This window comes from Paenibacillus sp. Marseille-Q4541, from assembly GCF_018310695.1.
GTDB lineage: Bacteria > Bacillota > Bacilli > Paenibacillales > Paenibacillaceae > Paenibacillus.
The window spans coordinates 67,949-89,387 of sequence record NZ_JAGXCY010000002.1 but is presented as its reverse complement, the minus strand read 5'-3'; the positions used below and the strand labels follow the sequence as shown (position 1 = coordinate 89,387).

16 protein-coding genes and 2 pseudogenes are annotated in these 21,439 nt (G+C 41.2%); 16 read left to right on the top strand and 2 right to left on the bottom strand.

All coding sequences use genetic code 11. The features are described 5' to 3' along the window. Positions 1-54: 54 nt before the first annotated feature. A complete protein-coding gene (glsA, locus tag KFT32_RS03115; protein WP_211745667.1) occupies positions 55-996 on the bottom strand; it encodes a glutaminase A in 942 nt (313 codons plus the stop codon). 300 nt (positions 997-1,296) lie between these two features. Here glsA and KFT32_RS03110 point away from each other — a divergent pair. From KFT32_RS03110 to KFT32_RS03095, 4 genes and pseudogenes are all read left to right on the top strand, one after another. Then, a pseudogene (locus tag KFT32_RS03110) lies at positions 1,297-1,554 on the top strand (class I SAM-dependent methyltransferase); the annotation flags it as partial. A 57-nt stretch (positions 1,555-1,611) separates the two neighbouring features. Continuing rightward, a complete protein-coding gene (locus tag KFT32_RS03105; RefSeq protein ID WP_211745666.1) occupies positions 1,612-2,475 on the top strand; it encodes a protein kinase family protein in 864 nt (287 codons plus the stop codon). Between the two features lie 63 nt (positions 2,476-2,538). Next, complete coding sequence (locus KFT32_RS03100) at positions 2,539-3,414, top strand: aminoglycoside phosphotransferase family protein (protein ID WP_211746000.1); 876 nt, start codon at positions 2,539-2,541, stop codon at positions 3,412-3,414. 142 nt (positions 3,415-3,556) lie between these two features. Next, positions 3,557-4,282: a Stf0 family sulfotransferase gene (locus KFT32_RS03095; protein ID WP_211745665.1), complete on the top strand. Its 726-nt coding sequence runs from the start codon at positions 3,557-3,559 to the stop codon at positions 4,280-4,282. A gap of 113 nt (positions 4,283-4,395) precedes the next feature. Here KFT32_RS03095 and KFT32_RS03090 read toward each other — a convergent pair whose 3' ends face one another. Continuing rightward, positions 4,396-6,030 carry a sensor domain-containing diguanylate cyclase gene (locus tag KFT32_RS03090; protein ID WP_211745664.1) on the bottom strand — a complete coding sequence of 545 codons (1,635 nt, stop codon included), beginning with the start codon at positions 6,028-6,030 and terminating at the stop codon, positions 4,396-4,398. 190 nt (positions 6,031-6,220) lie between these two features. Between KFT32_RS03090 and KFT32_RS03085 the strand changes: the two genes are divergently transcribed. From KFT32_RS03085 to KFT32_RS03030, 12 genes and pseudogenes are all read left to right on the top strand, one after another. Beyond that, positions 6,221-6,901: a CPBP family intramembrane glutamic endopeptidase gene (locus KFT32_RS03085; protein WP_211745663.1), complete on the top strand. Its 681-nt coding sequence runs from the start codon at positions 6,221-6,223 to the stop codon at positions 6,899-6,901. 118 nt (positions 6,902-7,019) lie between these two features. Further along, positions 7,020-8,087, top strand: a pseudogene (locus KFT32_RS03080) (tetratricopeptide repeat-containing glycosyltransferase family 2 protein); the annotation flags it as partial. A gap of 135 nt (positions 8,088-8,222) precedes the next feature. Next, positions 8,223-9,701: a glycosyltransferase gene (locus KFT32_RS03075; RefSeq protein ID WP_349304856.1), complete on the top strand. Its 1,479-nt coding sequence runs from the start codon at positions 8,223-8,225 to the stop codon at positions 9,699-9,701. 19 nt (positions 9,702-9,720) lie between these two features. Next, entirely contained in the window at positions 9,721-10,584 is an 864-nt protein-coding gene (locus KFT32_RS03070) for a glycosyltransferase family protein (protein ID WP_211745662.1), read from the top strand. Next, entirely contained in the window at positions 10,584-11,312 is a 729-nt protein-coding gene (locus KFT32_RS03065) for a class I SAM-dependent methyltransferase (protein ID WP_349304846.1), read from the top strand. The genes KFT32_RS03070 and KFT32_RS03065 overlap by 1 nt, the downstream gene beginning before the upstream one ends. A gap of 219 nt (positions 11,313-11,531) precedes the next feature. Continuing rightward, a complete protein-coding gene (locus KFT32_RS03060) occupies positions 11,532-12,125 on the top strand; it encodes a TetR/AcrR family transcriptional regulator (RefSeq protein WP_211745661.1) in 594 nt (197 codons plus the stop codon). 27 nt (positions 12,126-12,152) lie between these two features. Next, positions 12,153-13,472: a cytosine permease gene (locus tag KFT32_RS03055; RefSeq protein WP_249435632.1), complete on the top strand. Its 1,320-nt coding sequence runs from the start codon at positions 12,153-12,155 to the stop codon at positions 13,470-13,472. A gap of 4 nt (positions 13,473-13,476) precedes the next feature. Beyond that, positions 13,477-14,598: a DUF917 domain-containing protein gene (locus tag KFT32_RS03050; protein ID WP_211745660.1), complete on the top strand. Its 1,122-nt coding sequence runs from the start codon at positions 13,477-13,479 to the stop codon at positions 14,596-14,598. Then, positions 14,595-16,205, top strand: a complete 1,611-nt coding sequence (locus tag KFT32_RS03045) for a hydantoinase/oxoprolinase family protein (RefSeq protein ID WP_249435631.1) — start codon at positions 14,595-14,597, stop codon at positions 16,203-16,205. Before KFT32_RS03050 ends, KFT32_RS03045 begins: the two co-directional genes overlap by 4 nt. Positions 16,206-16,524: 319 nt before the next feature. Next, on the top strand, positions 16,525-17,391 hold the full coding sequence (locus tag KFT32_RS03040; protein WP_211745659.1) for an AraC family transcriptional regulator: 867 nt from the start codon (positions 16,525-16,527) through the stop codon (positions 17,389-17,391). A 276-nt stretch (positions 17,392-17,667) separates the two neighbouring features. After that, on the top strand, positions 17,668-19,095 hold the full coding sequence (locus tag KFT32_RS03035) for a 6-phospho-beta-glucosidase (protein ID WP_211745658.1): 1,428 nt from the start codon (positions 17,668-17,670) through the stop codon (positions 19,093-19,095). A 21-nt stretch (positions 19,096-19,116) separates the two neighbouring features. Further along, positions 19,117-21,432: a glycoside hydrolase family 65 protein gene (locus KFT32_RS03030; RefSeq protein WP_211745657.1), complete on the top strand. Its 2,316-nt coding sequence runs from the start codon at positions 19,117-19,119 to the stop codon at positions 21,430-21,432. The last annotated feature ends 7 nt before the right edge of the window (positions 21,433-21,439 follow it).

The following is a 21,439-nucleotide window of genomic DNA, read 5'->3' as shown; positions in this document are numbered from 1 at the left end:
TATGCAGCTAACTAATACAAAAAATCCGCATTTTAAAAATGCGGATTTTTTTTGCTAGAACATACTCCAATTCACTTCCCTCGAGAGGGTCTCGAGCAAGTACACTCCTGCCTGACTATTCCCTTTGTCGTTGAGAGCAGGACCTACCACGCCGATACCATAACGACCTGGAACAAGAGCCAGTACGCCGCCAGATACACCGCTTTTGGCAGGTAAACCAACCTGAATGGCAAATTCTCCTGAAGCATTGTACATTCCACATGTCGTCATGAATGTCTTCGCGATTTGGACAAATCTTCGAGGTATCAGTACTTTGCCTGTTAAGGGATCTGTGCCGTCGCAAGCGAGAACTAATGACATGCGGGCCAAATCTGCGCAATTGACTACTATCGAACAATGGCGGAAGTATATATCGAGAACTTCTTCCACGTTGCCACTAAGAACCCCGTTTCCCTTTAAAAAGTATGCAATCGATCGGTTCAAATGACCGGTATCTAATTCGGAACGAAAGACATCTGTGTCGCACTTCAGATTGTCATTACCTGCAAGTTCTTTGAAAAAATGAAGAATTCTCTCCGATTTTTCTTCTTGGCTGCTACCATGAATTAAGGAAGATACCGTAATCGCTCCCGCGTTAATGAGTGGATTGAAGGGGATGCCAGGTCGAACCAGTTCAAGTTTAAGCATAGAGTTGAAATTATCTCCCGTAGGTTCCATACCGACTTTACTGAAAACTTCTTCTTCTCCATTGTCCATTAGAGCGAGTACTAGTGTAAATACTTTGGAAATACTTTGCATGGTAAAATTCATCTCGCAACTTCCAGCAGAAGCAAATTCTCCATTGGTGTTGAGAAGGGTAATACCTAAGGCATCATAAGGTGCTTTTGATAACTCGGGAATATAGGAGGCGACTTTGCCACTGGAAGCATATGGCACACTCGCCTTGACCCAATTGGGTAATTGCTTACGGATGTCTTCAATTTCTACAGATGCCATTCGATGCCCCTTTCTGAATCGCAAATCATAAACTATACTTTAAACTTTTGTTTGTTTTACTCATTTTATACATTTATATTTCAGAATCACTTTTCTTATTTTCATGATATAGAGAATAGAGGGATCTGAATAGTGAATTGATAATTATTTCAATTTATGAACCGAAGAACAGCAGGAATAGGCTGTTTCTTCAAAGATAGAGGATTTTGAGGGTGTGAAGGTTAATTAAGTAAAAATCACGATCCGTAACAAGCTTTTAATAGAAGTTTATATAGGAATTCAAAATGTAGTGAAAATCGGGGACCTGGTCCCAAAGATTATCAGGCTACCAGTCACAAGATCGTACATAACTATAAAACGTTAAGCAGCATGTTCGAGGAAGCAGGATTTAAGGTGAACTTACTTGAGTTTTGCGATGAAGATGGACAATTCCATTATAAGGAGTGGAATCCAGAGATGGGGTTCATTTATCGTTCATTACGGTTTGATCATAGAGATCAAGGAACGGAATTAGGCTTTGTGTCACTAATTGTGCATGCGGTAAAGACAAATTTGTAATAGGTAGAATGAATAAAAAGTGAATACCTATTGTAATCGAAAATGTGGAGGGACCTCATGAATGATCCAATAATGGTCAACCTAGACCAAGTGTCATTTCAATTAAAGAAAAATAAAAATTTCGAATGGTTAAAAGAAATGGGCACTGTTTTTCGAGTTTTTGATAAACAAGATTCAGGAAATATCTCATTCGGTATACAACAGGGCGGAACTAAGAAATTTGTTAAATATGCAGGAGCTCAGACATTAGAATATTCGGGAGACCCTAGGGAAGCTGTCATCCGCTTAAAACAAGCTGTACCTATCTATAAAGATTTATCTCATGAACATGTAATCAGATTAACGGATCATTATGAGATAGAGGATGGATACGCGCTAGTATTTGAGTGGTTTAACGGGGAATGTCTGCATCCTCACTGGTCATTTCCACCTCCAGCAAAATACAATGATCCACGTTCTCCATTTTATCGTCATCGACAATTACCGATAGAGTTACGATTACAATCACTTAACAGCCTATTTTCATTTCATGTGAATGTTGAGAAAAAGGGCTACGTTGCAATTGATTTTTATGATGGGAGCATTCTATATGACTTCCATTCGAATACAACAAAAATATGTGATATTGACGTATATCAGAAGAAACCGTTTATTAATGAAATGGGAAGACTTTGGGGTTCATCGAGATTTATGTCTCCTGAGGAGTTCGAACTTGGTGCTACGATTGATGAAATTACAAATGTATTTAATATGGGAGCCATGGCCTTTAGCCTGATCGGTGGAGAACTTGATCGTTCTTTTTCGAAATGGGAAGGGAGCCTGGATTTATACGATGTTGCACTGAGGGCTGTCAGACCAAATCGAGATGATAGATATAAATCTGTAGCACAATTTTTCAATGAGTGGTGTAATGCTCAGTAATGTTTAATTAGAGGCTATGATGGTCAAATCTCGTAAAATATGTATATAAAAGGAGAAATAATGATGGTCGATATTAATGCTGAATTAGTACGAAAGCTGATAAATGCGCAGTTTGCTAAATGGTCTGATCTGCCGATTAAACCTGTTGAGAAGAGCGGTCATGATAACCGAACCTTTCACTTAGGAGATCGTATGACGGTCAGGATGCCGAGTGAAGCCCATTATGCTCCGCAGGTTGATAAAGAATTACATTGGCTACCCAAACTGCGGCCACATCTCACTTTGCCAATATCCACACCATTAGAAAAAGGGGAACCTACGCTGGATTATCCCTATCCTTGGTCTATTAATGAATGGATTGAAGGAGAAACGGTTCACTATGACAGGGTTAACGATTTAAATCGGTTTGCGAATGACTTGGCAAAGTTTCTACTTGAATTACAAGCAATTGATACTTCAGGCGGCCCTGTGGCTGGGAAGCACAACTTCTATAGAGGTGGCCTGTTGTCTGTTTATGATAAAGAAACACAAACGGCTCTTGAGATGCTTAAGACAGAGTTACCAACAGATAAATTAAAGGAAATTTGGTCCATCGCTTTAGAGTCCAAGTGGCAAAAGGATAGTGTATGGGTCCATGGAGATATAGCACCTGGAAATCTTCTTGTGAAAGACGGAAAACTCTGTGCGGTAATCGACTTTGGCGTCCTTGGCATTGGAGATCCATCTTGTGACTATGCAATAGCATGGACATTCTTCGACCAGGAAAATAGAACAACCTTCTATCATTCACTTGGTTGTGATAAGGGTACTTGGAATAGAGCAAGAGGCTGGGCGTTATGGAAAGCGTTAATCACTTATAAAGATAAGGATCAAGCGATTGCTGTGCATGCAAAGAGAACAATTGATGCCATTTTAGAAGAATATTCACTATCTAAATAAATAGGAAATAGTCAGGAGCTGTATTACGTTAGGTAAAGAAATAATATAGCTATTTTGGTGGTGTGCTATGTATTGCTTTCATAGTTGTAAGCGAATACAATCAAGTGGACAATTTCTCGGGTAGAGAAGGGAATGAAGCTTTATGAAGCCACCTGAACTAAGTTATACGATTTGGTTTTCACAGCGTACGGGAAGTACTTTATTAAACTATGCCCTTGAATCCACTGGAGTAGCAGGAAATCCTGGTGAATGGATGAATGGAAGAGACCCGGATAAGATCAGCAAAGAAGATGTTGAAAAAATGTGGGAGGCAGGCACCACACCAAACGGCGTTTTTGGGGTCAAGACTTCTCTCAATGCGGAATGGATCCAGCGTTTTAGAAATCTTTATGATATCCCAGAAACTGCAACTCAGGCTGAAGTATGGCGTACTGCTTTTCCGAATTGTACGAAGCACATCTATATGACACGAAGAAACAAAGTGAGATTAGCTGTGTCATGGTGGCGTGCAATCGTGTCAGGAGAGTGGCATAGACAATACGGAGAGAAGCCGCAAGAAAGTGATATTGCAGATAAATATAATTTTGATGCGATTAATCATTTGTTTATAGAATGCTCTATTCGTGAGGCGGCTATGGAAGCATTTTTCTCTGAGGAAAATATCATCCCAATGACGATTGTGTACGAGGATTTCATTCTTGACTATGAGGGAACGGTGATGAATGTAATCGAGTTCCTAGGCATCCCAGGGGATAATGTAAAGGTCTCTCCTCCTGCTTTGAGCCGAATAGCTGATGACGTTGCTGAAGAATGGGTACAAAGATTTCGGGAAGAACGTCAAGAGGGTTGGCAGCGAAAAAGTTGGTAGAGTACAATGCCACACTTTCATTACTATCCGGTTAAAAAAATGCGGCCGAGCAGAATGTCTGCTTGACCGCATTTTTAACCTATTTTAAAAATCGAAGATAGACCGAAGAATTACTATTGATTCGTCTCTTCATAAAAGGTGACTCGGTTCTTACCGGATTGCTTCGATCGATACAAACACTCATCCGCAATTCGAATAATGTTGCCTACATTCTGATCGTGCATAGGGTAGAACGCTGCACCAATACTGCAGCCGATAGACACATGGTTTAAATCTACAATATAAGGTTTATTGATCAAATCAATAATTTCCTCAGCCGTTTCTCTAGCGAGTTGATAGGAATCGGTCTTCGATGAACGAAGAATAAGTAAAAACTCATCCCCACCTAGTCGCACCGTGATATTACCTGCTTTTGTTACCTCCAATAGTCTTTGAGCGACTTTTTGCAAAAGCAGATCTCCTACTTGATGACCTAATGTATCATTCACCTTTTTAAAGCCGTCTAGATCAATGTACATAAAAGCAAGTGTCTCCGAGTGTGGATCTAGTTGTTCAATTGTATTCTCTAGGTAACGCTCCAGTGCGATACGATTTGGAAGACCTGTCAATTGGTCTTGTTCCGCTAGAAGTTTCATGTCGCCAAGTGCCGACTCCGAACGACTCAATGATTCCACTAAACTTCGAAGAGACGTGGAGAGACTATGAATCTCTTTAAAACCTTTGTATTCTGGGAGTGTAACATTCCCGCCTGAGCGAAGTCGATCTGCTGCAGAAGTGATGCCGCGAATGGGTCTGGATATGGTCTCTGCCAGAATTGAGCCAATGATAGCAAAAATAATGGATGCAATAAAACCTGTTAAAAAGAAATTCTGAATCATATCTTCCATCGAGGAAAAGGCAATCTCTTCCGGTTGTCTGACAAGAACGGTCCAGCCTAAGCCTTCGTAATTCAGATAGCCATCTCCATAGGCATAGCCAGTAAGATAACTTTTTCCATCAGGCCATTTCTCGATTTTCCAGTCATTCTCACCGCTTTGACCTCTTTTTACGCTGTCAATGTCTAGTTTTTCACCGACCATGTTCTGCGGCCCGAGGAGCACCGTACTGTCCTTTTTACTAATAATGAATAGTTCTAAATCTTGAATATGGTCTTTCTGTGGTTCAAGTATGGTTCTTTGGACTTCCTTTGACCATTCCCAGCTTAAGTGAGCTGCGAGTACCCCGATCGTTTTACCGTCTTTGCCTGTTACAGGTAAACTGATGTCAACGAATTGTAAGGGCTCTCCGCTTGGATTCGGAAGTAATTTAGATAGAAGGACCCCCTCATGTACATCTCCAATAAATTTCCCTTTAATTCCTTCTTTGAAGACAGGACGTTCGGAAATGTTGGTTCCAACTAAGATTCCATCCGTTGCAGCTAGTACGTCCCCTTGGTTGTTCATGAAACCGACCCAAGAAAAAGACGGGAAACTTGCTTTTAATTGAGTGAGTAATTTCTGGGTTTCTGAAATACCCACATTTTGTTCAAGAGCTGCCATAGCTGCCAAAATTTCAACTTCACCTGTTCGGGACCACATGAAGTTATCTAGTTTGTCTGACATTTGGTAAGCTATACTTGAAAGTGACTGGCCAATCTCATTTTGTAGATTTTCCGCAGAACGATTGCTAAGCAAGATTCCTAGTACGGCCGTTAATAGAATAACAAATGAGGTAAATGTAAGGATAAGAAAAGTACGTAATTTAATCATAGTTGCCTCCATCGAATGATATGATTAAAGACTCTGAAGGTGAGAGGCTTTCATATAAAATAAATAAGCGTAAACACAAAAAGAGACTTGGCTAAAAAGGCGAATAGTGAAAATATATCATGGTTAGGAAAAATACTCCATAGAGAAGTGATGTAGGATCTAATCGAATTTAATTATAAGGAGTTCTGTAATGAAATCATTAAGAGGCGCTTTACCTGTTATTGTCATTATCATCGTAAGCTGTGCAGTGATGAGTATCATTGATGCGGTTATTCGTCCAGATTATGCAGTCAAATCGATCATCAAACTCATTCTTTTTCTCACATTACCTGTGGGATATGCGCTTGTAACGAAGAAGGATTTATTTCATTCTTTGTTTACATTTGAGAAACGCGGCATGGTGAGAGCTTTACTAATGGGGCTCGGTGTCTTTATTTTCATTTTGGGAGCCTATTTCCTAATTGGACCTTTCTTTGATTTTTCTCAGGTAACGGGGGCATTGCAAAATAATATGGGAGTTGATGCGGGTAACTTTATATGGGTCGCTCTGTATATTTCCGTAGTGAATTCTCTGTTAGAAGAGTTTTTCTTTCGGGGCTTTGCTTTTTTTACGTTAAAGGAGCGGTTAGGTAGAAAGTTCGCTTATGTATTTAGTGCAGGAGCTTTTGCCCTATATCATATTGCGATCATGACAAGCTGGTTTTCCATCCCACTATTTGTTCTGCTCATTGTTAGTTTGTTTGTTGCAGGCTTGTTTTTTAACTGGATCAATGAGAGAAATGGAAATATCTACTCTTCTTGGATGGTTCACATGTTTGCTAATCTGGCTATTAATACGATTGGGTTCATCTTATTTGGGATTATTTCTTAGAAGCACGATTGAAATTGTGATAAGAATGAAGTCGCCCACGATAAAGACCAGATAAAAAATGGCTTGTCAATTCACATAGGCACTTGCCCTGGAATATATCTGTATTGAGGTGAGCGAATTGATTTCTATAAGCCTATGTATGATTGTGAAAAATGAAGAGGACTGCATCGATCGATGCCTAAACTCCGTTCACGATATCGTTGACGAAATCATTCTGGTCGATACAGGATCGACAGACGGCACGAAAGAGATCTTACGTAAATACACGGATCATGTTTTCGATTTTGAATGGGTGGATGACTTTGCAGCAGCACGTAATTTTGCTTTTCAGCAAGCCACAAAGGAATATATTTTCTGGCTCGATGCGGACGACGTTCTAAAAGATGAAGATCGCAAGAGATTTATCGACCTGAAACAAACGTTAGACCCTACAATTGATTCTGTTACGATGAATTATTTATTGGCTTTTGACGAATTCGGAAACTTAACTTCCTCTGTTAGACGGAACCGTCTTGTAAAGAGGACGAATAACTTTAAGTGGATCGGTTCTGTTCATGAATACCTTGAGGTCTGGGGAAATATTTTGAATAGTGATGTTTCGGTCACTCATAGTAGTCTCCACCACGATAGTGACCGAAATCTTAGAATTTACGAAAATCGTTTGCTTCAAGGAGAAGAATTTTCACCCCGAGATTTATATTACTTTGCTAATGAACTCGTTGACCATCGTATGTACGAAAAAGCGATACGTTTTTATGAAAAATTTCTTACGACCGGTAAAGGGTGGATTGAAGATAATATTTCATCCTGCGGAAAGCTTGCAGACTGTTATCATGAACTTGGTGATCAGGAACGGAGTTTAGAATCTTGTCTGCGCTCGCTTCAATATGATAGCCCGCGTGCCGAATTTTGCTGTCGGCTAGGAATTCATTTCTTAAATCAGAACAACATTCACACATCTATTTATTGGTATAAATTAGCTGCAGAGTTAGATCAGCCGAGCGAGTATGCTGGGTTTCATAATTCAGTCTATTCGACGTGGCTGCCTCATCTACAGCTATGTGTGTGTTATGACAAAATAAATGAATACGAGTTGGCTTATCGCCATAACGAGATTGCCCGAACCTATCGACCGAATGACGCCAGTATCTTGCATAATAAAAAGTATTTGGAATCTGTCTTGAAAATAAATAATGATGAAGAAGCTGAAGAGGATCTTCAAGAGGATAAAATACGGGTGTTGATCGGCAGTCCGATTCATCAAAAACCTGCAATTTTACGGGAGTTTTTGAATTCCTTGTTTCGTTTGAAAACGGACCATATGGAATTTGGTTATTTTTTTATTGATGACAATCAGGATGATCGAGCTAGCCGATTATTAGGAGAATTTGCAAAAAGGGTTGAACGTACAACGATACAACCATCCAATAAGCGTGATGAATATATTCGTAATGACTACACGCATTCATGGAATGAACAACTCGTTTGGAAAGTAGCCGATTTTAAAAATTTGATGATTCAACATGCGATTGATGAGAAGTATGACTATTTGTTTTTGGTTGATTCTGATTTGCTTTTACATTCCGAAACGGTTGAACAATTGATCGCTTCTGAAAAAGATATCATTTCAGAAATATTTTGGACTTCCTGGCAGACGAACTCGATGCCTGAGCCTCAAGTATGGCTACGAGATGAGTACACATTATGGGAACAACAGCGCGGAGAAAAATTAACGGATGAGGAAATTGCTAAACGTTACGAACTATTTAAATCTCAACTGAAGGTTCCGGGAGTATACGAGGTAGGTGGGTTAGGGGCCTGTACACTGATTAGCCGTCAAGCAATGCTCTGTGGAGTGAATTTCAAACCGATTAAGAACCTTTCTTTTTGGGGAGAAGACCGACATTTCTGTGTTCGTGCTTCAGCACTCGGGTATTCCTTACATGTGGATACTCATTTTCCAGCCTATCATATTTATCGGGAATCTGACTTTGCTGGGGTTGAAGCATTTAAACAAGAAACAGGGGGAGATCATGGCCTTCTGGATATAGAGTTATTACTTGACAGCCCGAAGAAAGTGACGATTTCCTCCACAAAAAAGGGACGTGAGAAATTAACGCTTACCATGGTGGTCAAGAATGAAGGGAACCGCTATCTAAGAAGAGTGCTAGAAGAGCACCGGAAATATATTGATGAGGCAGTTATCATCGATGACGGAAGTACAGATAACACGGTCGACATATGTCTCGATGTTCTAAAGGGAATCCCAGTACGGCTTATCAGTAATGGAATATCGAAGTTTAATAACGAAGTAGATTTACGAAAGCAACAATGGGAAGAAACATTAAAAACGGATCCTGATTGGATTCTGAATCTCGATGCGGACGAAATGTTTGAGAGCAAGTTTGCCTTGGAGATTCGTCAATTAATACAACAAGACGAGGCTCACATGTTCTGTTTTCGGCTCTATGATTTTTGGAACGAAAATGAGTATCGAGATGACCATCTGTGGAGATCCCATTTAACTTATCGACCTTTCTTGATCCGATATCAGAATGATTTTGTATATAAATGGAAGGAAACTCCACAGCACTGTGGCCGGTTTCCGGAGAATGTATTCGAAATACCCCATCGTCTATCGGAACTTCGCTTGAAGCATTATGGCTGGGCCCAACCCGAGCACCGTTTAGAAAAATATCACAGATACATGCAGCTCGATCCAGATGGGATATATGGGTGGAAGGAGCAGTACGTATCGATATTAGATGATAACCCGAAGCTGATCCCGTGGATCGAATAAAGAGATAGGAGTACTTAATATGAAGATTGTTCATACGATGCCTTTACTGATCCGCGGTGAATTAAGTGATAACGATGTGAGCATGGTCATACGATGTTTTGAGAGCTTGCGACTTTCCGAAGATTGTTTCGTTGTGCTATATAACCAAGGAGGTTTAAATAATGAGCAAGTTGCCTCCATGCTTCGTTCTTGCGGTGTGCCAGGAGTTGTTTTGGGAGCCGGCGAGAATGTAGGGATTGCCAGAGCCAGGCAAACCTGTTTTGAGTACATTTGGGAACATCATAATGAAGCTGAATATATCTCTGAAATTCATGTGGATATGGTTTTTCCGCCGAATTGGTATGATCCGTTGCTTGATTATTTAGCAAGTTCTGACGAACCGATGGTTTCTCCAGGAATTGTAACGAGGAATGGTGAACTGCAACCTATTCGTCATGTTACATCCGTTCCTGATAATAATGCAGATTTGATAAATTTATTAAAGCAATTGAATCGCGATGAAATGGTAGAGGGATTTGTCCATCCAGTCATTCATAAATCAAGTATTCTACGTGAAATTGGCGGCTATGATACTCGTTTTTTACAGGGTAAACAAGGTTACGAGGACGACAGTTTACTATTGGGATATTGCTATTATATGGGGACACGGACCAATTGGCGGCCGAAATGTTGTTTGAAATCGTGGGTGTATCATGCCACGCTGGCACAGCGAATGACTCTTCCTGATAAACATGTAGATTTTGCCCTAAACGAACAAGGGCTAATTCTTCAATATGGAGCATATGGCTTGAAAAGATTATCAAACATTCATCAAAATCCTTCCGCTTTTGATACTCTTCTTCACAAAATATTACCGCCGTCTTCGTTAGGAGTGAATAAATAGTGGATGAACAAAAAGCAGTATGGGATCGGCTCTGGTCTCGCGAGGTATCGTATCATTGGGATTCATTGAGTCAGACTATTTTTGAGACGATATGCGGGTATTTGGACGATTTCAAAGGGAAGGAAGTTTTGGAGGCAGGATCGGGAACGGGCAAAATCTCATTGCGCCTAGCCATGGAAGGTGCACATGTAACTTTAGTTGATTATTCAGAAAGAGCTTTAGAAAATAGTCGGGCTGCCTTTCAACAAGTGAATTGTGAGGGAACCTTTGTCTTATCTGATATCCGAAACTTACAGGCTCCTAGCAATCATTATGATCTGACTTGGAATGCTGGTGTTCTTGAACACTTTACGTTCGATGAAAAAGTGACCATTCTCAAAGAAATGTCACGTTGTACAAAAGATGGGGGCACTATTCTTATTTTGACTCCTTATTCAAAATGTTTGCCCTATCGAATCGGAAAGGAATATGCCGAGGCTCAAGGGACCTGGATGTATGGGGTCGAGGAACCTGTAACTACATTACAGTCTGAATTTGTTCAAAGCGGGATCACCCTGCTGGAGGAAACAGATATTGGTTTTATCAACAGTTTAGATTTTCTTGATTTTGTTCCCGATTCGGCGTCTATAAAAAATGTGATTCGTAATTGGTATGAGGGATTGACGGAAATGGAGAAAAGTTTTTTTCCTGGATATTTACTCGTTAGTATCGGGAAAATTGAGAAGTAGGAAATTAGGGATACTTAATCATAAAAGAGCAGATCGACTCTTAAAATATATTTTATTGAGAAGGCACGATAGATTATCGTGTCTTTTCTTTTGTCTGTTTTTAGGAGTAATAGCACTCTCTTACATAAAGAATAGTTAACATGTGTATTGAATTTTTATACAACAAGTCGTATAATCCACTTAATTAACGTTAATTAAAAATTAGGATGTGACGATTTCATGACCAGAAACAAGTTGAAGGAAGCAGCCATGCTGCTCTTCGGAGAGAAGGGGTATGACGGTACGGCATTGTCTGAAATTGCAAAAGCGGTTGGGGTGAAGACACCTGCAATATACGCTTTTTATGAGAATAAAGAGGACTTGTTTATTACGGCTTTTAAGGAAGCGATGCAAGCATATAACTTATTCATTCAGGAGCTGTCAGGCGACGGAGATACGGTGAAGGCCAAAGCGAATTTATACGGAGTGCTGTTAAGACAATATCAATTTTCCGTTAAAAGCCGAGAAACGAACCTGTTCGTTCTCCGTACTCTGTTGTTTCCACCCTCTTTTCTGAAAGACGGAATTGAGGAGGCTTTTGCAGATTCAGACCAGCTGCTGTCAAAGACAATTGAACAATTTATGCTGCAAGGGATGGAAGAGGGTTCCATACCAGATCAGCCAGTACAACCCCTCGTGGATGCTTTTTTGAACTTGATGGATGGGCTAAGCATGCAGTTTTTCTATTACAATTCCAAGGAAGTGTTTGAGCGCAAACTGGAGAGTGCTTTTTCCATGTTCTGGAGAGGTGCCCAGCAGGCAGCTTTCGTTTAGGAGTTAAATCAACAGGGGGAGTCATAGATGAGTGAAGCCAAAAGTGTAATTGAAAGCAGCATGAACAGCGGTAAAATTGAAGATTTTGAGCGGGAGCCAGTGCCGCAGCATTTGCGTAAAAAGTGGTTATCCATGGCGTTTGTATGGATCGCCATCGGGATCGATCTATCGGCTATGTTTCTTGGTGCGGAACTTGGGGCTGGAATGAACCTGTCGAGCTCACTTACGGCGACGTTTGTTGGCTCTCTGATTCTCGGTCTCATCGGTGCAATGTGTGCTTATGTTGGTGCTAAAACGGGTCTTTCTACCGCTATGATCAGTCGGTTTTTGTTCGGTAACATCGGCGCACGGATCGTATCCATTGTGCTGGGTATATCGTCACTGGGTTGGTTTGGTGTACAGGCTGGTTTTTTTGCTTCCAATATGCAGACTGCTTTTCAGGATTTATGGGGTATAAATTTGTCACTCGGACTTCTTTCTTTCATTGGCGGGGTTCTTATGATGTCAACTGCGATATGGGGATACCGTTCCATTGAAAGACTGAGTGTTTGGTCTGTACCATTGCTCGTTATCTTTATTTTGATCGCATTGTTTATGTCATTTAGATTCAATGGGACTACAGCGATCTGGGAACCGATCAGCGGAACGCCGCTTCCGATGGGAACAGCGATATCGCTAGTCATCGGTATTTTTATTGTAGGTACGGTGTTATCACCGGACATTGCTCGTTGGGCACGCACACCTAAACATGCGATAACGGCTGCTTTTGTAGGTTTTTTTGTAGGGAACAGTTTTATGACGGTGATCGCTATCTTCCTGTCCCGGGTGATGGATACCAGTGATCTTACAGGTATTTTCCTTACAATCGGTCTTGGGCTCCCTGCGATCATCGTGTTGACGCTAGCGCAATGGACAACCAATACGAACAATTTGTATTCGGCATCCCTTGGCTTTTCCGTAGTATTTTCACGAATACCTAAACCTGTCATTACCATTGTTGCCGGATTACTCGCCACTTTACTAGCAGTCTTTGGTATATACGATAATTTCCTATCATTTCTTACCTTTATTACGATGCTGATCTCACCGATCGGCGGCATATATACTGCTGAATATTTATTTGTAAACAAATCGAAATTTACATTTGACGGACTGGATAAAAATAAAAACTGGGTTCTGCGTTCGCTTATTGTATGGGCCGTTTCGAGCTTTTTCTCATACATGACAACGGCTGCTCCAGATGGTTTAGGTCTGTTCCAGATGACGCAGGTTCCGGCACTGGATGGATTTATTTTTGCATTTATTGTGCAGTGGCTAGTAGGAAAGGTATTTAGCCAGAAAGGATGACAACATGAAGAACACAACGGGATTACATATATTGGATGAAAAAGCAGTGGAATATATTGCGGTAGGTGCGGCTGTCCTTGGCACGGGCGGCGGCGGCGATCCCCATATCGGAAAATTAATGGCGATGGAGGCAATTCAAAAACATGGCCCGGTGCGTGTGATTCGGCCAGAGGATCTGAACGATGAAGATTTGATTGTACCTTTATCAATGATTGGTGCTCCTACGGTCATGAATGAGAAAATTCCGGCAAGATCTCAAATGACGAAACCGCTGGAGCTAATCGAAAAAGAACTGGGCCGAAAAATTACAGCTCTGATGCCGATCGAAGTGGGAGGAGGAAATTCACTGATTCCCGTTATCGCAGCAGCGGAGCTTGGAATTCCTGTGCTGGACGCAGATGCGATGGGGCGTGCTTTTCCTGAGTCACAGATGGTGACGTTCTACTTGGATGGGATGGATCCAAGTCCCATTACGATGGCGGATGAGCGTGGCAACGCTATTCTTTTACAAGCTGTTGATGGAGTGTGGGAGGAAAGGATCGCGCGGGCAATTACGATACAAATGGGCGGTTCGGCAACAATCTGTGATTATCCCGCAACAGGTGCACAGATTAAGCAGAGTGCTATTCACCATACTTTGTCACTTGCATATGAGATTGGGAAAACCTTATTTGAGTCTAAAGAGAAAAAACAGCATCCGATTGACACATTGCTTAAGCAGTTAAATGGACATGCATTATTTCACGGCAAGGCTTCAGACATCCGCCGCCGGATGGAAGGTGGATTTACGCGAGGAGAAGCTTCCTTTGAAGGAACGGGAGAGCATAAAGGTAGATCGATGAAGCTTTTCTTCCAGAATGAATTTTTGCTCGCAACAGAGGATGGCCGTTCTATAGCTGTAACACCTGATCTTATTTCTATTTTGGACCAAGATACAGGTATGCCGATTACGACCGAAAATCTGAAATATGGCGCACGCGTAACGGTAGTCGGATTCCCTTGTGATCCCAAATGGCGCACACCGCAAGGTCTTGATACCGTTGGGCCGGGATATTTTGGCTATGACGTTCCTTATGTGCCGATTGAAGAATTGACGGCAGTACGGAAAGGAGCGGATGAAGTATGACTAATCATATGAATACACAGATAAATGAGCAAGAAATCTATCGCATCGGCATTGATGTGGGTGGGACAAACACGGATTCGGCGCTGCTGGATTCAAATATGAACACGATTCACACGGTAAAAGTACATACGACACGTGACGTAAACGAAGGGATCGTGGAAGCGGTACGAAGATTATTGTCGGAAAGTGGTGTAAATCCGGCACAGATAAAATATGCGATGCTCGGAACAACACATTGTACCAATGCGATCGTAGAAAGAAAGCATCTGGGCAGAGTCGGTTTGATTCGTCTGGGTGCACCTGCCACAACAGCGATTCCTCCTCTTGCTGGTTGGGATTCCACTTTGAAAGATGCGATAGGAACCCATGCCTATATTGCCAAAGGCGGATATGAATATGACGGCCGTACTATTGTTGAGATGGATGAGGCAGAGGTTAAGGAACTGTGCGAACAGATGAGAGGGAAGGTGGATGCAGTTGCGATCTGCGGCGTTTTTTCTCCTGTAAACACTTCCCAAGAAAAGCGCGCGGCAGAGATTGTTCAGCAGGTGATGGGCATAGAGATGCCTGTCACCCTATCTCATGAAATCGGCAGCATCGGACTATTGGAACGGGAGAATGCTTCCCTTCTTAATGGTGCATTACTTGGAGTTATTGCTGGCGTAGTTAAGGGATTTGAAAATGCACTGAATCGCTTCGGGATTACGGCGAGTGTTTATATCTGCCAAAATGACGGAACTTTGATGCGCAGTGATTATGCACTTCGTTATCCGATTCTAACGATTGCCTGTGGTCCGACCAACTCGATTCGCGGTGCTGCGCATCTATCTGGACTTCATGACGCGCTTGTGGTCGATATTGGTGGTACGACAACCGATGTCGGTGTGCTTACTCAAGGATTCCCACGACAATCTTCGGCTGCTGTGGAATTGGGCGGTGTACGAACTAACTTCCGCATGCCGGATATATTATCCATCGGTATTGGTGGAGGTACGATTGTTCGTGCTGATGTGGAATCAGGTGCGAATCTGAATGGAGCACAGCCAAATGTTACGGTTGGGCCGGACAGTGTTGGATATGAACTGTTAAAGCGGGGCCGGATCTTTGGCGGAGATACCCTTACGGCAACGGATGTTGTTGTGAAGCTGGGGAGAGCCGAGTGGAGCAATGCACGTACGGAAGGCATCGATGAAGATTTATGCCGCCGTGCGGATGAGCTCATTACTCGTGATATTGAAGATGCCATTGATCGAATGAAGACTAGTGCAGATCCTGTAGATGTCATTCTGGTAGGGGGCGGCAGTATCCTAGTTCCAGACCAACTATTAGGTGTATCCCGGATTGTGCGTCCGAATCATTATGATGCGGCCAATGCGATTGGTGCAGCCCTCGGGGAAGTGAGCGGGGAGACGGAACGAATCTATTCGCTTGATGATATGACCTATGATGAGGTTATGAAAGAAGCTCGCCTTCACGCAATCGAACAAGCGGTACGAGCAGGTGCTGATCCAGACACGGTGCAGATTGTATTCACCGAAGACATTCCGATCGCGTATTTGCCTGGCAATGCCTTGCTAGTGAAGGTAAAAGCAGCTGGTAGACTATAGTACTGAAAATAGGCTGGAAGGACCTCGTATAGATGAGTGAATTAAGTTCATCCATGATAACGATGTAACCGCTCATTGCTAAAATATAATGGAACAGGCTTCCTTGACGGACAAAGTTTTGCTCTCCGCCAAGGAAGCCTGTTTTTTATTTTCACTGCAAATATGCGGGGCTAGAATCGAAAATAACAAGAACTTGGCCAAACATGATTGAAGAGAACGCATTTTTTTGTAGTATTCAGTTTGCATACAGAATTCTGAATCGGTATAATCAGGGTGTTTTATCGCTTGTTAATTTATTAGTTAGGAAGAATGCAACCAGATGGCTATTTATCTAGAATTCCCAAAACTAAATAAAGATTTCCCATTTCGCTGTATCGTTAATGATGGAAGCATACTCACAACGCCTCACTGGCATAAGGAAATTGAGATTATTCTAATTACTAGCGGGAAAGTTAATTTAGGAGTAAACAATCGTTCGATGGAACTTGCAGCCGATCAGGCAGTAATTATTAATGGAGGAGACGTGCATTATGTTTTAGCTTCTCCAGGCAGTGAACGTCTCGTTTTTCAAATGGATTTAAGTATTTTTAATGACGTAATCATGCTTCACAACACTCCGATTACATTAAAAGAATTACTTTCAAGAATTGAAGGGTTTAGCACGAGGTGGGATACAGAACTACAAGACCGTTTCATTCGTCTTCTTAAGGAAATTTATAAGGAGGAAGTGAATCAGGAGATTGGTTATACTTATGCAATCAAAAGTAAACTGTACGAACTCGTCAATATCTTATTTAGGGAGATTCCACAGCTTGACGTTTCTCATAAGGGAAATAACGAGGTGAATTCACAGGAGATCCTAGAGAGGCTCTCTATTGTATTTGAATATATTGAAAAGAATTATACACATCCAATTAAATTGGAAGATGCTTCAACGGTTGTTGGTTTTTCACCCTATTACTTTGCAAGGTTTTTTAAAAAATATACAGGTAAAACCTTTATTGAATTTCTAAACGAGTATCGTATTGATAAAGCAAAATGGATTCTACTTAACGAAGATATTCCCATTACTGAACTGGTAGAGCGTGTGGGTTTTGGCAGTAATAAAACGTTCTACCGATTATTTAAACAGAAGATAGGCGTTTCTCCCCTTTCTTTCAAGAAATCCACGATCGATGGACAATAAAACCATTTGATTATTTTAAGATGACCTTAGAGGTCATCTTTTTTATTTTCGGTTTTATAAATCCATAAATATCCAGGTCAAAATATGAGAATGATTCGGCAAAAAACAGGGATTCTATGAGCTTGAGAAAGAGGTATTATAGACCTGTAGCAAGCAAGATACTGTGATATAAAACAGATGAAACATCAATAGAATGGGGAGTTTGCTACCGTAGTTTACTAATTCAATTGTTTTGTAAGCGTTTTGTTTTTATAGGAAAGAAGGGGATGTACAACAATGACTTTACCACAAAATTTCTTATGGGGTGGGGCAATTTCTGCCAATCAAACGGAAGGTTCTCATCTGTCTGATGGAAAGGGACTTTCTAATTTTGATATGTTGCCTATGAACGATAACCGGCTTAAAGAGGTTATTATTGACCAACCCAATATTTTTACAGAAAAAAACGAGTATTACCCGAGCCACAATGGTATTGATTTCTATCATCGATATAAAGAAGATATTGCTCTGTTAGCAGAGATGGGTATCAACTGTTTCCGATTTTCGATCTCTTGGCCTCGTCTATTTCCTAAAGGAAATGAAGCGCAGCCAAATGAAGCAGGTCTGGCCTTTTACGATGCTGTACTGGCCGAACTAAAAAAATATGAGATTGAGCCTGTGGTTACGATCAGTCACTTCGAAATTCCTATGTACTTAGTTGAGCATTACGGCGGATGGGAGAGTCGGGAAGTTGTATCGTTCTATCTTCAATACGCGAAAACAGTGATGGAACGTTATAAAGATCAAGTCAAGTTCTGGATTCCTTTCAATGAGATGAATATGATCATGCACATTCCTTTTATTGGAGGAGGGCTTACCTTTTCTAAAGAGGAAAACAATCTCCAAAAAAAATATCAGGGCGCTCACCATCAGCTCCTGGCTAATGCGTTAACCATAGAAGCAGGTAAGAAGATAAACCAAGAATTCCAATTTGGATGTATGCAAGCAGCTGGAAAAACCTATGCATATACATGCAAACCGGAGGACGTCTGGGCTGCTCTGGAAAGCGACAAGCACAACCTTTTCTTTGCTGATGTTCAGGTCTTCGGTAGGTATCCAAATTATATACAACCTTATTTCACTAAGCATCATATTCAGATTCAGACCGAAGTATCGGATTTCGAAGTGTTACAAAATAATACCGTTGATTTTGTCTCGTTCAGCTACTATTCGAGTGCGTGTACAGCAGCATCATTAGACGGTCTTGAAACCACGCCAACAAACGGTTTTATAACCGTGAAAAATCCGTATCTTCCTCCATCCGGAAGTGTATGGCAGAACGACCCAATCGGACTGAGAATCACGATGAATCAATTATATGATCGCTATCGTTTGCCTCTATTTATTGTAGAAAACGGGCTAGGAACAGCAGATAATCCAGATGACGATTTCAAGATTAATGATGATTATCGTATTGCCTATTTATCAGACCACCTGAAAAACATGAAGCTGGCAGTAGAGGAAGACGGCATTAAATTGTTAGGTTATCTTTCCTGGGGATGCATTGACCTTGTAAGCGTAAGCGAAGGGAAAATGTCTAAACGCTATGGGTACATCTACGTAGACTCCGACGATCTAGGCAACGGTTCTTTCGATCGTTACAAGAAAGCAAGTTATTACTGGTATCAGAAAGTAATTGCGAGTAATGGAGAAATACTGGAATAGAAGAGAGAGGGGGAGTTTGTTATGAGCCTTGATTCCAAGAATAGCTTTATGTTGCTAGAAGATACGTTGGATCATGAATCTATGAAATTGAATGAAACACTGTTCGCTCTAGGCAACGGACATTTAGGTGTCAGGGGTAATCTTGAAGAATGTGACTTGAACTGGGAGTTCGCTGATAATGTTGGGACTTATGTGAATGGATTGTATGAACAATCTCCAATCCAGTACGGTGAATGGGCATATGGATATGCCCGTAATCATCAGACCATTTGCAAATTACCAAGCAGTCATCTGATACGTTTTGCAATTGACGGAGAGTGGTTCAGTCTAGGGAATGGAAAAACCTCCAATCATAAACGAATACTAAACCTAGAGAAAGGGCTGCTTACAAGAACTTTTGAATGGGAAAGCCCTCAAGGTAAAAGAGTAGAAGCCCGGATTGAGCGTTTCGTGTCTTTTGATTTTCCAGAGTTAATGCTGATGTCCTATCAAATCACTCCTCTCAATTTTGAGGGAGAAATTACAATCCATCATGAACTTAAGCAGGTTTCGAAAGAAAAAACAGCTTCAGAAGATCCCAGGGTAGCAAACGGACATGTAGAGCAAATAACAACATGCGCAATGAAGTTGCAAGAGCTTCCCTTTCTTCGCGTAACTACTCGGAACAGTGGACTCGGTTTATGGTCTACAGCTCAGGTTGTAGTAACGGAGGGCAATACAATTCTCAAACATACGAATTGCGAAGATAAAGGAATCGCTACAGATCTAACTCTTTCAGCTTGTAGCACTGAACCAATCGAAGTCATTGTTTATTCTGGATATGGAGAGATATTCCATAATGAAATGACAGAGACACAGAACTTGGAGCAATTAAAAGAAGTGATGAAAAAAGTTCAGCATCTGGGCTATGAAAAAGTAAAAGCGATGCATGTAGATTACATGTCTCGGTTCTGGAGTAATTGTGATGTTGAGATAAAGGGAGATGATCAGTTAGAACTAGGTTTACACCTCAATTTATTTCATCTCAATCAAGCAGCTGGCCGGAACGGTTTCACCAATATTGCAGCAAAAGGCTTAACTGGAGATGGGTATGAAGGTCATTATTTCTGGGACACAGAGATGTATATGCTCCCATTCTTTGTCTTCACACAGCCTGAAGTCGCGAAACAACTCCTCAAATATCGACACTCGATTCTACCGCATGCAAGAAAGCGTGCACGGGAACTGGGTGTGCCACAAGGTGCATTGTTCGCTTGGAGAACAATTAATGGTGAGGAATGCAGTGCCTATTATCCTGCAGGAACTGCACAGTTTCATATCAATGCGGATATAGCCTATGGTGTGAAGCTGTATTATGAAGCAACAGGTGATGAAGATTTCATGCAGAAATATGGGCTGGAAATCCTCATTGAGACAGCACGTTTCTGGATTGCTTTTGGCGATTATATTCCTCAGAAGAACAATCAGTTTTGCATCCAAGGAGTAACAGGTCCAGATGAATATACGGCGATTGTTAATAACAATTACTATACGAACCTGATGGCTAAAGAAAACTTGCTGTTTGCAAGAAGTATGGTTATGTTGCAACAGAAAAATAGCAACCTATCGGAATTTTTCAATATGTTGGGGTTGGACTCAATTGAGCTGGATGCATGGCAAAAAGCAGCGGATCAGATGTATCTTCCTTATGATGAAGAAAGACAGCTGACCAAACAGGATGATTCCTTCTTTGATAAAGCAATATGGGATTTTGAAGGAACACCTGCAGATAAATATCCATTGTTGCTTCACTATCATCCGCTCACCATTTATCGACATCAGGTGAACAAACAGGCAGATACGATTCTAGCGGAATTGCTATGCGGACAACATTTTACATTAGAGCAAAAAAAGAGAGATTATGAATACTACGAAAAAATCACGACACACGATTCCTCGTTATCTCGTTCTATTTTCGGCATGATGGCCAGTGAAATCGGGGATGCTGACAAAGCTTATCGTTATTTTATGGATACCGCACTTATGGATTTGACAGATATGCAGAAAAATACGAAAGACGGTATACATGCGGCAAACATGGGTGGAACGTGGATGAGTCTTGCCTATGGATTTGCCGGCATGAAAGTGAGCGATATTGGATTGTCATTCTCGCCTAGATTGCCTAAGCAATGGGACAAGTTAGGATTTCGTATTCTATATAAATACCTGCCCATTCGAATCGAGATGACTCATGAGGGAACAACTTATGAGTTACTAGACGGAGCTCAGCTTGAAATAAATCAGAATGAAGAAACCATTCTTCTAAAGAGAGATGTACCTGTGTATATAGAGAACTAAAATAAAG

Excerpts from the sequence above, each read along its gene's own strand:
- glsA (WP_211745667.1), bottom strand. The coding sequence starts at position 996 with ATGGCATCTGTAGAAATTGAAGACATCCGTAAGCAATTACCCAATTGG.
- KFT32_RS03105 (WP_211745666.1), top strand. The coding sequence starts at position 1,612 with ATGAATGATCCAATAATGGTCAACCTAGACCAAGTGTCATTTCAATTA.
- KFT32_RS03100 (WP_211746000.1), top strand. The coding sequence starts at position 2,539 with ATGGTCGATATTAATGCTGAATTAGTACGAAAGCTGATAAATGCGCAG.
- KFT32_RS03095 (WP_211745665.1), top strand. The coding sequence starts at position 3,557 with ATGAAGCCACCTGAACTAAGTTATACGATTTGGTTTTCACAGCGTACG.
- KFT32_RS03090 (WP_211745664.1), bottom strand. The coding sequence starts at position 6,030 with ATGATTAAATTACGTACTTTTCTTATCCTTACATTTACCTCATTTGTT.
- KFT32_RS03085 (WP_211745663.1), top strand. The coding sequence starts at position 6,221 with ATGAAATCATTAAGAGGCGCTTTACCTGTTATTGTCATTATCATCGTA.
- KFT32_RS03075 (WP_349304856.1), top strand. The coding sequence starts at position 8,223 with ATGGAATTTGGTTATTTTTTTATTGATGACAATCAGGATGATCGAGCT.
- KFT32_RS03070 (WP_211745662.1), top strand. The coding sequence starts at position 9,721 with ATGAAGATTGTTCATACGATGCCTTTACTGATCCGCGGTGAATTAAGT.
- KFT32_RS03060 (WP_211745661.1), top strand. The coding sequence starts at position 11,532 with ATGACCAGAAACAAGTTGAAGGAAGCAGCCATGCTGCTCTTCGGAGAG.
- KFT32_RS03055 (WP_249435632.1), top strand. The coding sequence starts at position 12,153 with ATGAGTGAAGCCAAAAGTGTAATTGAAAGCAGCATGAACAGCGGTAAA.
- KFT32_RS03050 (WP_211745660.1), top strand. The coding sequence starts at position 13,477 with ATGAAGAACACAACGGGATTACATATATTGGATGAAAAAGCAGTGGAA.
- KFT32_RS03045 (WP_249435631.1), top strand. The coding sequence starts at position 14,595 with ATGACTAATCATATGAATACACAGATAAATGAGCAAGAAATCTATCGC.
- KFT32_RS03040 (WP_211745659.1), top strand. The coding sequence starts at position 16,525 with ATGGCTATTTATCTAGAATTCCCAAAACTAAATAAAGATTTCCCATTT.
- KFT32_RS03035 (WP_211745658.1), top strand. The coding sequence starts at position 17,668 with ATGACTTTACCACAAAATTTCTTATGGGGTGGGGCAATTTCTGCCAAT.
- KFT32_RS03030 (WP_211745657.1), top strand. The coding sequence starts at position 19,117 with ATGAGCCTTGATTCCAAGAATAGCTTTATGTTGCTAGAAGATACGTTG.